Consider the following 16,126-nt stretch of genomic DNA (forward strand, 5'->3'; position numbering starts at 1 on the left):
TCGGGGGCCGCGCCCTTGCTTTGCAAAATGCCCTGTTTTCGTTCGTTCCGATCCACTCGCGTTGCTATTCCGGCGACCTTCAGCCGTCCGTGTCCCGCCGCCGGAAACTTGATTGCCAGGTAGAGATAGTGGGCGGAAGGAGGCCCTCATCCGGTACTCCTTCCGCGCCACCTCACTCGAAACTACCTCACCCGGGTGAACACCGCGCCACCCGTTGGTCAGGTTTCACCGGCCTCTCGGCCGGGTTGCCGCCGTGCCTGTTTGTATGCCTCGCGCGCCTTCTGCTGAATCTCGTGGAACTTGGTCCATCGCTCATCCAGCTTCTTGTCGAAGTCATCGCGTCGGCATATCTCTACGTGATCCCGTACACCACTGATCACGACCTCCCGACCAATTTCCGATCTCTTGACCATGCGGTCGGGCAGAAGGATTCGTCCCTGGCCGTCGAGTTCTACGAACTCGGCCAGCGGGAAATAGATCTCATCGAAATCGAGCTGATTCTGGTCAGGGATGAGGCTGGACTCCGCGAACTCGGAGAGGGCCTCGAAGTGACGTTCTGTATAGAGCCAAAGAGTTCCCGACTGACGGCCGGGGACGACGTAGAAACCGTCACCATCCCGATCCCGATTCCACCGAGCTCGCAGCTTCGAAGGAATCGAGAGGCGATTTTTCTCGTCGATGGCATGCTCATAGTGCCCTGCGAAAACCATCCAAAAACCGCCATTTCATTCACCCATTTCATCCCACTTGATGGGATTACTCTACACTAAACCACATTCCGCTTGCAAGCGAATTTCTCAAATAATTCTTGGGCAGAGTCACTCCAAACTCGTCGCTCACGAAAGTTTATTCGCTGTAAGAATTTGCAGATCGGAAGGTTCAAAAATCACAAGCAGCGATGCGACCCGAACGCTCGATTTAGCTTCCGAGCAACCGGTCGTAGACGTGCATCCATTGCGCAGCGACCCGGGCCAGATCGTGCCGCTGCTCAACCCGGGCGATGGCCGCTTCGCTTCGCCGGGAGGCCCCCACGGGATCGCTCAGGACACGGCCGATGGCCCCGGCAAAGGCCGCTGGATCACCCACCGGGGCAAGCAGGCCGTGCTGATCGTGGGTGATCAGTTCTCGACAAGGACCGATATCGCTTGCGACCACGGGGCAACGACATGCCATCGCCTCGAGCAGCACGTTGGGGCATCCTTCGGTACGAGAAGTGAGTACGAGGCAGCTTGCCGCCTTGAGCCACCGAGGCACTTCATTTGACCAGCCAGGCAGCAGAAAAAGCTCCGGCGACCCGCCGTCTCGAATGGACTTCATCAATGCGCTTCGCTCGGGACCATCGCCGACCAGAACGGCCTGCACGTGGCGCCCTGCGGCGACGACGCGAACGGCGCTTACGAATGTCGCTAAATCCTTGACGCGATCCATCCGCCCCACCCAAAGGATGATGGGCACATCCGGGGAAATGCCGAAGCTCGCGCGATCAATCGGCTCGGCCGACTCAAATGCCGCGAGTTCGATGCCGTTGGGAATGACCGCCAGCCGATCGGGCGAAAACGCGAGCTCATTTTCAAGGTGGGCCGCCACTGCCAGACCGTTGGCAACGTGGAGACTCGAGAGACCCGCCGTCGCCCACTCGCCCCACCGATGCCAGGCGCGCTCGATTTCGATGGTGACGGTCGAGGTGATGATCGGCCGCGGGCGATCGCAGCGTCCCATGAGCCGGGCCGCCACGTTCGCATGGAACAGCGAGGCGTGGATCAGATCGGGGTCGAATCGGCGGACGATCTTTGCAAAGCGCCACAGGCAGGAGACGTCCAGGCCGCCCCTGCCTCCGCAGGCAAACACTTCAATGCCCGCCGCCGAGAGCTCGTCGCTCAGAGGGCCGGGCGTCGTCAGGCATCCCACAATCGGCGTAACGCCGAGATCGCGCAGACGCAGCACCAGCCGGCACAATCGAAGGGGAAGTCCGCCGCGCTGCAGGTCGGTCGAGAGATACAGGACGCGGGGCATGGATCGCCGACTCAACGGCCGACCGGAATCGGCACCGGCGTGCGACGGGGAGACCGCATCGCCCATGAAATCAGCAGCACGAGTGCGAAGACGCCGGCGCCGATGGCGAAGGCGGGCCCGCGCTTGCCCGGGTCGAACATGGGCGGATACACGGCGGCGGTGGCCTGGTAGTTGGGAATCCGTGCGGACTTGGCGGCGGCGGCGGTGACTTTGGCGATCTCGTCGTCCATCGCGGCGATCTTCGCCTCGGCGGCGACGATCTTTTTCTGGCCGTCGGCGATTTGATCCTGAAGGCCCTTGAGCTCTGCCATGGCTGTGGCATCGTCGGCGGCGACCTCGTCAATTCGCAGGAACTCGTCGGAGAGGACCTCGTGACGACGGGTGGCGGAATCGGCGGCCTCCTTCAGAGCGAGGTGCTCGGCCTTGGACTGCTCCTGCCTCTGGGCGACCAACTCGGCGGTGACCTTCTCCCTGTGGCGAACCTTCAACTGCTCGATGCGCGGCGCGAGGTCGCGGACTGAATCGCAGGCGGCGCGCAGGACGAGGTTGTATTGAGGGACGACGTTGCGAGCGATGACGATCCACGCGTTTCTGGCTTCCAGACCGGCGTGGGCCAGGCTGGTCAACTCATTCTGAATCACGCGGCGCTTGGTCATCTCCTCGCCTTCGCGGCCGATCGCGTCGGCCCGGTCGGCCGCGGCGCTGAACGGGACGCGCGAGTCACCGTAGAAATTGCGAACGAGGAGTTCCGCTTTGGCCTGATACTCGAGCAGCAGGCCGGGATCACTGGTGCGCGGCCAGCCGGTGATCTTGTCGGTGAGCTCCGTCCACTGGCCCTGAAATTCGTCGGCGAGTACGGCATACTCGGCCAGGTCTTTCGCGATCGAGTCGAGTTCGCCGCGTATCTCGGCATTCGACTGAATCTCTATCTGGTGTTTGACGGCCTCGCGCATCTCGCCGATGGACGCCTTGAGCTTTTCAAACGGCTCGGCGGCCTCGCCGATGGTCTTGTCCAATTCCTTGAAGCACTCCTTGGACTTGGCGTTGCGCTCGCGGAGGGCCTCGGTCAGTTCGACGTCCTTTTGATAGGAAGCGGCGAGCTGCGAATCCGACGGATAGACCGGCGCGTCGGAGGGAGGCGACGCCTCGAACTGCGCCAGGGCGGCCTTGGCCTTGGAGATATCCGCAATGGCCGCGGAGATTTGAATCTTCAGATCTTCCTTGCGTTTGCGCACGGCCTCGACGTCGCGCCCTGACAGGACCGCGGCACGCTGCTGGAGGCGATCGATGTCCGCACGCGCTAAAGCAAGGGCATCTTCCTGACTCTTCCTGGATGTTTGAAGATCGGTGATTTGCTGAGTGAAGCGCTGGGGCATCGCGGAATCGCGGCTCAAGTATTGCTGGAGAGACGCACCGACGGCGCTGAGCCATCGACCCGCGGCAGCCTCGTTCTCTGGAAGCACGCTCGCATTCAGGGCAATGGCATCGCCGGAATCGGCAACAGTCATCTTGAGCGATCCATCGGCGATGAGCGACTTGACGTCCACCCCTGCGGACGCGGAGGCCTGACGGAGCCAGGCATCATCGGTACTCACTGTTTGCAGCGCAGTCGCCGGAACAATCGCGTTTGGCCCGCCCTGCGGCAGGACCAGACGCCCGGTCACCTGAACTTCGCGAACCGGCAACCACATGTACCACAGGGATGAGGTCGCACCGAGGGCGAGGGCCGCGATCACCGTGAGGACGCTGGTGAATCGGGTGCGCGATGGAACGCCGGAGGGAATCGCCGCTCCAGCGGGACGAATCGCCTCGGGCCAGGCATCGGCGGCAAGGAACGGCTCCTCGTGCGCAGCATCGGCATCACCCGGCGCGAGATCGAAGGGATCGTAATCCTGGCCCGCCTTAATCGGCGTGCGATGCGAAGAGCTGGGCGCATCCGCCTCTTCTTCCAAGAGCCCGAGTTCGGAATCTTCGTCCTGTCGCTTGTCATCGACCCGCGCGGCATTTTGCAGGGTGGTGCGCTCGCGGCGCAGGGCGGCCTGCTCTTCGCGTACGGCAGCCTGACGTCGGCGAAGGTCCTCAAGCTCTGAATCGAGACGGCATCGCTTCTGCTCCAGCTCCGCTTCGTCGATCTCACGACGGCGAACCACCTCGCGCTCCATCTCTTCCTGCTGCTGGCGCGTCTCCGCCTTGAGCGATTCGAGTCGCTTGCGGAAGTCGGCTTCGGCCGCTTCAAGCTGAAGGCGAACGGTGCGTTCGGCGTCCTCTTCCTGGCGCGCGCGCTCGTGGAATATCTTGGCGCCTTGCGATCTTGAAGCCTCAAGCTCCGCTTCGAGCTTGGCCCGGAGGCGTTCCAGCTCTTCGGCCTCGCGGTCGAGCTCACGCCGGCGAAATTCCGTCTCTTCGGCGGCGCGTCGCACGCGCTGGTCGGCCTCAGCCATCTCTTCGGCCCTTGCGGCGATGGCGCGCTCGCGATCCGTCAGGGCCTCGTCGCGGGATTGAACCTCCGCGGCCATTTCGCGTGCCCGCTGGGTCATGATGGCAAGCTCGCTCGAGGCGTCGCGGTGATCGCGCTCGGCGGCCTCAAGCTCCATGCGACGTCGATTCCAGTCCGACTGCTCCCGGGCGACCTGCTCGCGGAATGATTCGATCTCTCGGGCCCGCTCTTCGAGGTGCGCCTCGCGCGCTGCAAGGCGGCGGTCGATCTCCTGGAAGTTTGACTCGGATGCTGACGCTGACTGCAGCGACTTGGAAGACTCGGCCTGCTCGCGAATGAAACCGTCGCGATCGGCGGCGAGTTGTCGGCGGTCCTTTTCCAGTTGGCCGCGCTCGTGCGAGATGGCGGAGCGCTCGCGCTTGGCGGCTTCGAGTTCCTCGTTCAAAGTTCTGAGGCGCGCGTCCACCGTGGCGGCGTCCGTGGCCAGTTTCGCCTTGCGCTCGCGGAGCCGCTCGGCCTTTTCCACGAGGGCACGACGAAGCTCCTCCGTCTCGGTGATGCGACGCGAAAGCTCACCGCGAACCTCCTCGGCCTCCTGACGCGCGGCTGCCACGGTCGAGCGCTCCTCGGAAAGCGATCGCTCCTGTGACTTCACGGCGGACAGAGTGCGGTCCAGATCGGCCTGGGCCTTGCGGACTTCGGTATCGCGGGCGGTGAGGTCGTTTTTCTCGCGCTCAAGACGAGCCAGGCCGGCGGTGATTTCCTCCCGCAGTTTCTCGCAGGTCTCCCGTTCAGCGGAGAGTCGCTGCGACTCCGCACGAACGGCAATCTCCTGCTCGCCCAGCGACCGCCGGGCCTCGTTGATGCGAGCGCGCTCCTCTTTGGTCGCCGCTTCCTTTGCGTCGATCTCCGCCTTTCGGCGATCGATGTCCTGGCGGAGCTGAAGGAGCTCCTGGGCCTGCTCTTCCTGGTGCTTTTCGATTTCGGTGAGCCGGAGTCGCTCAGATTCGTGATCGGCGGCGGCGCGGCGCAGTCGCTCCTCGACTTCTCGCGCCTCGGTCAAGCGCTGCGCTACGCGATCCTCGCGATCGCGCAGCTCGGCCTCCTTGGACTCGAGACCCTCCCGGATGGCGTCCAGCTCGTTGCGATGGTTCTCGTGTTCGCGCGCCTCTTTTTGCGCGGCGGAGATTCGATTCTGAAGCTCCCGCTCCTGCCGCTTGACCGCCTCGGCGCGGGCCTCGGCGTCTGCGCGGATTCGCTGATACTCTTCCGTTTTCTCGGCGATGTCTTCCAGCCGGGCGCGCTTTTCGAGGACTTCCTGAGACTCGGCCTCGACCTGCCGCTTGAATTGCCGGATGTCATCAAGCCGCGATTCGAGCGACTTTTCGCGCGTCGCCAACTCCGCATAACGGGCTGCGACCGCCGCCTGCTCGTCGTGCAGACGACCCTCGGCGGCTTTGATTTCGGCGAGCCGGGCTTCGATCTCCGAGGCGCGCTGCCGTGCGACCTGCGCGGCCTGATTGATCTCGGCCTCCTGCTTTCGCAGGGCTTCATGGGCTTCGTTGATTTCCTGCTCGACCTCGTTCGTTCGCCTTTGCCAGGCCTCGTACTTGCGCTCGCGGGCGGCAAGCTCGGTCTGCGTCTCTTCGATGGCGGCGCTGCGGGCTTCCAACTGGGCGTATTTGCCGCGAATCTCGGTCTCGCGGGCGGCCAGGCCGTCGCCGTGGCGCTTCACTTCGCCTTCGTGGCGGGTGAGTTCGACTTCGCGCTCGGCAATCTCACGGCCGCGCGCGTCGAGCGCTTCACGCAGCGACGTGAGCTCCGCCTCGCGTTCCTGAGTCTGCTCGGCAATCCGCTGATGCGAGGCCTTCGCCTCTTCGGCAAGCTTTTCACGCTCAATCTTGGCGAGCTCGGCAAGCTCCTTGGCCTTGGCGCGGAGCTCGGCGACGCGCGACTCTCGCTCCTTGCTGAATTCGTCCTTCTTCTGGCGCAGCTCCATCTCGTGGGCGGCGAGCTGCTGCATGTGTTCTTCGAGTTCCTGGCGGCGACCGGCGATCTCGTCTTCGACCTCGGCCATGCGCGAGGCCGCGGCGCGATCCAACTCGGCGACGCGGCGAGAAAGAATGGAGATGCGGCTTTCGAGGTCTTTGCGCTTCGCTTCGTGCTGCTGCTCGATCTCCGCGGTGCGCTGACGCGCTTCCCGCTCGAGGTCTTCCAACTGCGTGCCGGCCTGACGATCCAGTTCGGCTGCGCGATCGGCAAGCTGCTTCTGCTTGCGATCCATCTCGGCGCTGCGATCTTCCAGCTCCTTGATGCGCGCTTGAAACTCGGATTGGCGGCGCTGCTGAAGATCCTTGAACTCGGCTTCCCGCTCGGCGAGCTCGCGTTCCTTTAACTCCATCTTGCGCTGAAGCGTCGCGGCGCCCTGTTCGATCTGATCCAGCCGGGCGTCGGTCGCCTGCTGCAACTCGGACTGGCGGCGCTGAAAGGCCTTTTCCCTTGCCTCTAAATCCGCCTGCCGCGTGGTGAAATCGCGTTCATGCTCGGCTCGTTTGGCCTGCACGGCGCGTTCAACCTCGGCGAACTTCGCGGCGGCAGTCTTCTCCGCCTCGGCGAGCTTCGCGGCGACGGACCTCTCGGCCTCGGCGAGCTTCGCAGCGACCGTCTTTTCCGTCTCGGCCTCGCGCTGAACCAGGGCGCGCTGGCGGGCATCAATGTCGGACTGCTTCTGGATCGCCTCGCGCTCGACCTGCGACAGGCGGTCGCGCGCGGCGCGATCGGTCTGGGACTCGCGGCGCATGAGTTCCTGCTGGCGGGACTCAAGCTGGGTTTGAAGCTCGGCGGTCTGCCTGCGGTATTCCTCGATGCGCTCGTTGGCGGTGCGCTCGATCTGTGCTTCTCGTTCGGCAATGGCCTTCTGCCGGGCCTCGAGTTGAAACTGTCGCTCGGAGAACTCTTTCTCAAGGTCGCTTCGGCGGGACTGGAGCTGCTTTTCAAGCTGAGCCTCCCGCTCGGCCAGGATCCGCGACTTATGTTCCAGTTGCTGCTGAAGCGTGGCGGCCCCGCGCTCGATCTGCTCGAGTCGGGCCCCCGCCGCCTTTTGCAGGTCGGTCTTCTGCTGTTCGATGAAGGCCTTGTTGGCCTCTTCGATCGCGGCCTGTCGTCCTTCAAGCTCCGCGCGATGGCGATTCAGTTCTTCGCGCTCGGCGGCCAGTTCTTTCCGCTGACGAGAGATTTCCTCGTCGATGGCGCGCTGTCGCTGCTCGGCGAGGCTGCTCAGCTCGCGGGCCTTGCGCTCGAGTTGCGTTTGGTAGCCTCGCAGTCGCTCGCGCTCCTGCGACAGGGCGGACTTAATCTTCTCAGCGCGCTGATCGAGGGCCTGTTGGGCTCGAACGACGCGCTGTTTGAGTTCGTCGGATTTGGAATTGCGACCGTTGCCGCCGGTGTTACCGTGGCCGCCGCCCGCCGAGGGCTTGCCGGATGCGGAGGCATTGGGAACCGTCGAACCGCGGGGCGCGGAATGCGAGTCTTTGGACTGTGCAGCGGCGAGGTCGCCGGTCGCGGATAGCTTGGCCATGGTGGCGCCCCTGCCCCCGGAGGAGTAGTTTACCGGCTCGCGGCGGAACTGCGATGCACTAAAAGCCGAGGGCATGCTGGAGCCCATCTGCCATTGGCCGGTATGCAGCCTCATTAAATCCGGCGTTTTGGCGGGTTGGCGACCGAATGCGGACGGGGCGGCATGTGACGGTGACGGTGCGACCCCGGCGATGGAGGCCCCGCCGGCAAGAGCCTCAAGGGCCGACGCCTCGTCGGGATACTGCTCCGCCCATGATCGGGCCTCGGACAAGTGCGAGGAGACGCGGCGAAGCCGGTCCAGGTCACGCGCCATCTGAGCCTGAAGCTCGTTGCGGGCGTCGCTCAGGACGGGCAGCCCGGAGTCGGTGACTTCGGAGGGCTGTTCGGCGCGATCGTGACCGAACTGCGGCGATTCATTCGGATGATTCATCGCTGGAAGACCTCCGCCTCCGGCTGATTGCAACAAGACAAAGACGACCGCGTCAGCGTGTCGTCGGTTAAAGTTCTCGATCGGAGCAACACTCCGGCCACCGCCCTATGCCTATCCCAGCTTTTCGCCATTCGAGCTCGCTCCGCGATGCTGCACATGGTCAACCGACAGGCGTGGGCTGATCGAGGCAACTCCTCATCCTTGGCCCGTCTTCTGAAGTCCGATGTCGGGCGAATCGGTCCGCGTCGAAGAAGCCGGCTTGCCATCGATTCGATGGCCGGAACCGATCCTGAACGACGAAAACTTCTCCGCGAAACGGGTCGTCAAATCGCCGCTTTTTCGGGCTCCCGAAAGCAACGACGCACGCCGTGACGCAAGACCATCCGTCACGCCTCGGTGATCGGAATCGTCCTCCATGCGCAAAACCGCGCGATGCAGGTTTTCCAGTTCGGTTTCAAGCTGGGCGAGGTGTCGAACCTGCGGCTCCGCGGCCATCGGGGCCGGAGCACCACCCAGTCCGAAAGTGGACTTGGGCGGGCGAGCAATCGACTCGACGCGCTTGGGACCGCCGCTCGACCCCTTGGCGTTGTCCCAGATCGCCATGATCCACGAGTCCAGGCTTTCCTGTCTGGCGAGTAGTTCAGACTCGACATCGCTCAATCGGACGCTCAGCAACTGCTCCAGCTCGGTGGCGGTCTTTTCGAGTTCCGCGCGGCCGGCCTCGGCAATGGCGCTGCGTTTGGCCTTGATGTCCGCCTCGGTGTCCTGAAGCTCGCTCTGCTGCTCGCGGACGATCTCCTCGATGGCGTGACGCCGCGTCCTGGCCATCTTGGCGAGTTCGCTGGCCCGCTTTTGAAGCTCGGTCTGCCGAAGGCGAAGCCGATGCCGCTCGCCCTCCAGGTTGATCCGAAGCTCTCGCAGCCGGTCATCGTGTTCTTCCTGAAGCCTCGCCAGACGGTTCGACTCGCGCTCCATGTCCTTGCGAACGCGCTTGGCATCGGCCATGCGCGTGTTGAGCGCGGATTCCTTGGCATCCAGTCGACGCAGGCGGAGCATGAGCGCTTCGCGTTCCTGCTTGATGCCCTCGCTGCTGCGCTGGAGGCTCTCATAGCGGGCCTCGTGCTCGGAAAACTGAACTTTATGCTTCTCACGGGCGCGTGCGACCTCAGACTTGAGCCGCTCGATCTCGAAGCGCAGCGACTCCAGTCGCTGCTCGGCCTCGTTCATGCCCTGCTGGTCGTCGCGAACGATCTCCATCAACTCGTTGACCTGATGCTGAAGACTCATCGCCTCCGCCTGGGCCTGTTTGCCGACGTCGGCGACCGTCTCGGCGGTCCGCAGCGTGTGGCGGACATTCCGGTCCGATGCGGGAAGCTCGGCCGCGCCGTCGGCGAAGAGCCTTTCCAGCGAGGCGATGGATTCTTCATGGTCGCTGTCGTGAAGCGTCTTGCCAGGGCCCTGCGATGCGACCGACTTCTCCTGACGCGGAATTGCCACCTGCTTTTGCGCGGTCGCCCCGTCGCCCGGGGTTTCTTCATTGGCCTTCGCCGCTTCAAGAAGGCGGCGGGCCTGCTCCTTGAGCTGATCCTGGCACGCCTTGAGGCGACGGCGCTCTGAATCAAGCTCCTCTCTTAACTTTCGGGCTCGCTCGTCGAGGGCATTCTGTGCCGCAATCACACGCTGCCGGAAGTCGGGCGAAAAGGCCTGCGGGCGGGCGTCGCGTTCGTCCACGACTCGTGCCGCGACGAGCTCGTCCGCCGAGAACGTCATCGAGCGCGGCGCAGCCTCCGTCCGGGTGTCGCCATGATGAGTCATGCCGGCGTCGTCTCCTTTCCTCACTTCACCTGAGGAGGCATGTGAATCCATCCTGGCCCCGTCCAATAGCTGGAGGACCTCTGAATCGTCGAGGGCCTCGATTTGTTCGGCATCATGACCGGTCATCCATTGCCCATCGCCTGCTTCATTGCGCTCGAGGTCTTCGACCAGCTCGCGCGCTGCATCGTCCTCGTTCATCCCCTCGTAGTCCGGCGGGCCGGCGACGTTAGGAATCCTGTCTTCTGCCGCGCGGGGGTCCGCCGCGTCGTCCTGCTCCGGGTATTCCTCGTGGAATGTCCGGGGGCGTCCATATTCCGCGGCGATGGCCGGATCGGCGTTGATCGAAGCGGCGGGAGTCTTCGCTTCGATCTCAAATCTCATTTCGTGCGGACCGACGCCGATCGAGTCGCCCGAGTGGACGAGCCTCTGCCGGACGGCCCGGCCGTTGACGCGTACGAGCGACCGGCCCTGCAAATCGCGCACCAATGGCCCATCGCCCGTCCACACCACGATGGCATGCCGGGGAGCGACATGAGCGCCATCCAGCACAACGTCGCAGGCCGCGTCGCGCCCGATCAGCAGGACGGGGTCTTCGCTGCGGATGACGCCGATGGTCAGATCGTTTCTCAGTGAGAAAGGGCGCGTATGCCCCGAGAGGGCGCCGGACGATCGCCCGATCTCCACAAAATAGTAGAAGGACCCGATGGAAAGTTCGTCCCCATCTTCCAGCCGTGCCCAGCGCACGTGGGCGCCGTTGACCATTGTTCCGCCGGGAGCGCCCAGATCGCAGACGAACGCGCCGCCGCCCAGCCGGACGATGACCGCGTGTGCCTCATCAACGCTGCTTGATGCCAGGACCATGTCACAGCCGTCGCCGCTACCGAGAACCGTGACGGGGCCGGTGATCGACCTCGCCGACCGTTCGGCCCTCGGCTCGCCGGTCTTCAGCCGAATCACCGGCCGGCACATGTCGTTGTCATCCAACGTGTTGTTCACTGGCTTTCACCTCGGAGGGCAAGTTGGCCGTCGGGCACGGACTGAGTCAGCAAGCTCCGCGCGAGGCTCGCGCAGGGCCTCGAATCCGTGCGAATCAATAGGCTCTTTAACGGCGTTACCAACCCTTTCGCCTTAGTTCATTACCGATAATAGCGACCGCAAATCATTATCAATGAGGCGATCGTCCTTATCGGACTGGATTCCTCTATATCGGCGATACCAGCGCTGGAACCGTGAGGCAGGGTGGAATTCCGCCCGGGCGACCAAGGTAGGGTGGCTCCCGCGGGAAGGAGACCGGCGGGCGCCCACGGGGAATTCGGCTTGCAATACCTAATAAAGCATAGAACTGCTCGGCCGGTGGATCAAATTCGTTTGGATCCGTTCGGCAACCAACCGGATGGGGCGCAGCAGCATGAATCGGCAATTCTTGCGCGAGACGGATTTCGGGAGGATTGATGGCGCCGTGAATCGAACTTAGAGGGCGGGACCGTTTACCTGGACCGACTGCTGGACCTCGAACGACGCGCCGGTCAGCAGTTCGGTGAAGCGCACCACGATCGTGAGTGACTTGTGTGTCGGCATCCGGCCCGAGGGCCATGGCGCTTTGATGGTGTAATGAGATGTCATGAAACGGCCAAACCAGGTCGCCGCCAGTTCTTCCGGGCCCAACTGGTGCATCAACACCTGACGCTCCGAATCGGGCGCCGCCAGATCGTAGACCTCCATGACGACGGATCCCGCGGCCTTGATGACATCCCCCTCCGCATCCAGCAATTGAAGATAGGCAACGGCCCCGTCGTCGATGCCATCGCGGTCGTCATCGTATCCGCCGGAAAGGGATTGAAGCCGGATCTTATGGACGTGAACCAGTTGGGCGAGTCGATCCGACTCACTGAGGCCCTGGAGCGTTTGAATCTGGCGAGCCTGCTCGGCGATTTGCGATTTCTGCTGGGTCAGCTCGCGGTTCTGAGCCTCGATGTGTTCCTTAAGCTGCTGAATCTCTGTGATGCGCGAATCGCCCGTTTCCGGTGGAAGACAACCGGCGAGCCCAAGCGAGAGAACGACCAGGTGCCGCAGACGCCAACCGTAGTGAGATCGCAGGTAAAGGGGCATCTATCCCGCTCCGCGGTGATCGTAAGATTCCGAACGACCGGGCATCCTACCGCACCCGGTAGGTCGCGGTAAACGTCCATCTCGAAATCGGCGACCGTCCTAGTCGTCATCCACGGCGGAAGGCCGCTTGGTGATCTCCGGCTGCCGCTCGAGGACGCGATCGACCAGGCCGTATTCCATCGCCTCGGTCGGATCGAGCCAGAGGTTCCGGTCGCAGTCCTTGGCGATTTTCTTGATGTCGGTGTTGGAGTGCTTTCCAATGATGGCGTAGAGAAGCTCGCGAAGCCGGAGAATCTCCTTGGCCTCGATGGAAAGGTCCGTCGCGGCTCCCTGCAGGACGCCGCCGATGAGCGGCTGATGCAACAGGACGCGCGAGTGCGGCAGGGAAAATCGCTTCCCCTTGGCGCCGCCGCAAAGCAGGATCGCCCCCATGCTCGCCGAGACGCCGACGCAGTAAGTCGCGACGTCGCACCGGAGAAACTGCATGGTGTCATAGATGGCCAGGCCGGCGGAAACGCTGCCGCCGGGTGAATTGATATAGAAGTGGATGTCCGCGTTCGGATCTTCGTTGGAGAGGAAGAGCATCTGGGCGACGATGACATTGGCCACGTCATCATCGATCCCACCGGCGAGAAAAATGACCCGGTCCTTCAAAAGCCGGGAATAGATGTCGTAAGATCGCTCCCCGCGTCCGGTCCGCTCAATCACGAAGGGGATCAACGATTGGTTGATGCTCATTGGACTCTCCTTAGCCACTATCCTGCGGTTATCGTGCTTCCATCCCAGATGAATCAAGAGACAAGCGTCGCCGCCCTAGCTCTTCTTCTCTTTCATGGCCGCGCTATCGACGATCTCATCGACGAGACCCCACTTGACCGCTTCCTCGGGGGTGATGAAGCGATCTCGCTCGGTCTCCTCTTCGATCTTCTTGATGTCCATCCCGGTATGAAGCCCGAGAATCTCGTTCAACTTCTGCTTGTCCTTGATGATCTCTTCGGCCTGAATCCGAATGTCCTCAGCCTGACCGCTGACGCCGCCCCACGGCTGGTGCAGCATGATCTTGCTGTTGGGCAATGCAAATCTCTTTCCCTTGGTCCCCGCCGTCAGGATGATCGCCCCGCCGCTGGCCGCCTGGCCGATCGAGTAGGTGGCGATGTCGCAGGTAAGGAAGCGCATGGTGTCGTAAATCGCCAGGGTCTGATCCACCATGCCCCCGGGGCAGTTGATGTACAGGTGGATGTCCTGGTCCTTCTTGATGCTCTGGAGATAGAGCAGTCGCATGATGACCAGGCTGGCGCTTCGCTCGTTGATCGGGCCTGCGAGGAAGATGATGCGGTTTTCGAGGAGCATGTCCTCGATCGACATCTCACGGATGCGCTGATAGGGCGCGCCCTGGGCCATCGACTGCATCGAGGCCATGTGCGGCGGCACCATCTGTTGCGGAGTCATCAATCCGGCGTAAGTAATCAGACGATCGTCCATGACCAAATACCCTCTGCATTGTTCGACGGCGCGACTTTGTCGCATGAGCCGTCGAGATGATAGTCGAGGCCTTTTCCCATCGCCCGACACCCCCGGCGGCAAGCGATCCCGCGGCCTCCAGATCACTTCGCTTTCTTCGAACCCGGGGCCTTGGGCTTATCCGTCGCCGATTTTTTGGCGACCCCCTTCTCGGCGGCAGCCTTAGGGGTAGCCGGCGTCTCAGCCGCTTTCGACTCAGCCTGCGGCGCCTTGGCAGCCTTCGCGGGCTTCTCTGACTTTGCGCCGCCCTTTTTCGGCACCTCTGCATCGGTTATCTTGGCTTTCTCCAGTAACTTGTCGATGCACTTCTCGTCCCGAATCTGCAAATAAAGCATCTCGATGCCGTCGTTCTTCGCCAGTTCGTCGCGGACGCGGTCGAATCGGCGATTATAGGTCTGTGCCATCATGGCGATCGCGCCGTTGATGTCCTCTTCGGAGACCTCGGTCTCCAGCTTTTCGGCGATCTCCTCAGTGATGAAGTGCAGCTTCAACTCGGCAGTCGTCTCCTCCCGGGCGATGGTGCGAAGCTCGTCGGCGTGCTTCTCGATCTCGGACATCGGCACGCCCTGGCGCTGCAGGTCGATCATCTTGCGGAGGACGGCCCGCTCGGTCTGCCGGGTGGACAGCCCCTCGGGCAAGTCCAGCTTGGTGTTGTCGAGCAGGTACTTGCGAACCTGATTCCTCATGCCGCGCTTCAGTTCGGACTCAAGCCGACCTTCCATTCGCTGGCGGACCCAGGCGCGGTACTCCATCTCGGTTTCAAATCCCTGGGTCTCGAGGAAGGCCTTGTCCATCGGCGGCAGGTTCATCCGCTTGATGTCGTTTAAGGTGAGTTCGAACTTCGCCTTCTTGCCGCGAAGGTCCTCGACCTCGTAGTCATCCGCGAGTTCGCCCTCGAGGGTGACGGTCTTGCCGACTTTCGTGCCCTTGATTTTCTCGCCGAAGTCGTCGAACGCAGCGCTCTCGATTCGCTGAGGCCTCGCCGAGATCTGAATGTTCTCGGCCTTTTTGACCTCTTTGCCCCCGACTGTCATGACCATGTCGCAGATCAGCAGGTCATCGTCCTCGACGGACCCATTCACCACGGGTGCGTAATTGCCACGCAAGGCGCGAAGCCGATCGATCTGAACGTCCACATCCTCGTCGGTAATCGACAGGGCCGGGCGCTCGATCTTGATGCCCTCGAGGTCCGGCAGTTTGAACTCGGGCTTGACCTCCACCTCGCACTTGAACTCAAAGTCCCCGTCTTCGGGCAACTTCAAGTGGTTCAGCGCCGTGCGCATATCGACGAGCTGCTCATTGCCGTCCGCCGAAGACTTCGACTCCTTGATCTTCACCCACAGCAGGGGATCGCCCAGGACTTTCAGGTCCTGCTTCTCGATGGCCGCCAGGTAGGCATTGGAGACCAGCCGCGTCTGCACCTGCTCGCCGACTTCTCCGCCGAAGCGCTTCTCGATCAGCCTGCGCGGGGCGCGGCCGCGGCGAAAGCCCGGCACGATCGCCTCGGCGACGAGGCCCTTGTATTCCTTTTCGAGCTCCTGATCGATGCTGTCGCGCGGGACGGTCACGGTCATCGTCTTGCGAAGCGTTCCCGCGTCGGAGACGGCGACACTGATGACGCCCTTGAGTGCTTCCTTCGGATCCTGCGGCTCTTCATCTTCGTCCGCGACCGCGGAAGCCGACTCGTCTCGCTGGCTGCCGGTGATTTCTTTCTTCGCCATGATGACGTCTCCTTTCGCCCTGCCTTGCAAAGCGACCCTGGGACCGACGGCGCTCGGGCGTCACCCGCAGCGCAACAATAAAGGCCGGTCAGGCGTCTGATGCGTCCCGACCGACCTGTTGTCGATCTCTTCGGCTTTCGCTGTCCCGCGGCCAACGCCTGACCACTCCGGATCGGTATCCCACGGGAAGCTCGTATGTCTGCTGGCGGCGATCCCTCGCCTGCCTGAATCTTAGCATCGGCTGTTATCGGCGGCAGGTCAAGGCCTGATTTGCTGAAAAGCCCTCATAAAAAAGCGGGTGATGAGATTCGAACTCACGACATTCACGTTGGCAACGTGACGCTCTACCACTGAGCTACACCCGCGTCGCTTCCAGCGAACACCCGTAGGGGCTCGCCAGAACACTATTTGATATACGCCCGCCTTGTCAGCGTCAAGTGCCGCTGCCGGTACGGTTTGGGCGCCGGCTTGGGCACGTCATTTGCCCAGACAATATGGGGCAGC

8 protein-coding genes and 1 tRNA gene are annotated in these 16,126 nt (G+C 62.8%); all 9 read right to left on the bottom strand.

Annotated elements, in window-relative coordinates; translation table 11 throughout:
• Positions 1-218: 218 nt before the first annotated feature.
• Entirely contained in the window at positions 219-710 is a 492-nt protein-coding gene (locus tag HS101_16915; protein ID MBE7507948.1) for a hypothetical protein, read from the bottom strand.
• A gap of 208 nt (positions 711-918) precedes the next feature.
• Positions 919-2,013: a glycosyltransferase gene (locus tag HS101_16920; protein ID MBE7507949.1), complete on the bottom strand. Its 1,095-nt coding sequence runs from the start codon at positions 2,011-2,013 to the stop codon at positions 919-921.
• Positions 2,014-2,024: 11 nt separating this feature from the next.
• Positions 2,025-8,456 (bottom strand): hypothetical protein, encoded by a 6,432-nt coding sequence (locus HS101_16925; protein MBE7507950.1) that lies wholly within the window; start codon positions 8,454-8,456, stop codon positions 2,025-2,027.
• Between the two features lie 195 nt (positions 8,457-8,651).
• Complete coding sequence (locus tag HS101_16930; protein MBE7507951.1) at positions 8,652-11,267, bottom strand: FHA domain-containing protein; 2,616 nt, start codon at positions 11,265-11,267, stop codon at positions 8,652-8,654.
• A gap of 474 nt (positions 11,268-11,741) precedes the next feature.
• On the bottom strand, positions 11,742-12,380 hold the full coding sequence (locus HS101_16935) for a hypothetical protein (protein MBE7507952.1): 639 nt from the start codon (positions 12,378-12,380) through the stop codon (positions 11,742-11,744).
• Between the two features lie 99 nt (positions 12,381-12,479).
• Positions 12,480-13,100 (bottom strand): ATP-dependent Clp protease proteolytic subunit, encoded by a 621-nt coding sequence (locus HS101_16940; GenBank protein MBE7507953.1) that lies wholly within the window; start codon positions 13,098-13,100, stop codon positions 12,480-12,482.
• Positions 13,101-13,193: 93 nt separating this feature from the next.
• Positions 13,194-13,799, bottom strand: coding sequence for an ATP-dependent Clp protease proteolytic subunit (locus HS101_16945; GenBank protein ID MBE7507954.1), 606 nt, complete (start codon positions 13,797-13,799; stop codon positions 13,194-13,196).
• 185 nt (positions 13,800-13,984) lie between these two features.
• Positions 13,985-15,622: a trigger factor gene (tig, locus tag HS101_16950; protein ID MBE7507955.1), complete on the bottom strand. Its 1,638-nt coding sequence runs from the start codon at positions 15,620-15,622 to the stop codon at positions 13,985-13,987.
• Between the two features lie 293 nt (positions 15,623-15,915).
• Positions 15,916-15,987, bottom strand: a tRNA-Gly gene (locus tag HS101_16955).
• Between the last annotated feature and the right edge of the window lie 139 nt (positions 15,988-16,126).

The sequence above is a fragment of the Planctomycetia bacterium genome (assembly GCA_015075745.1).
Classification (GTDB): domain Bacteria; phylum Planctomycetota; class Phycisphaerae; order UBA1845; family UTPLA1; genus UTPLA1.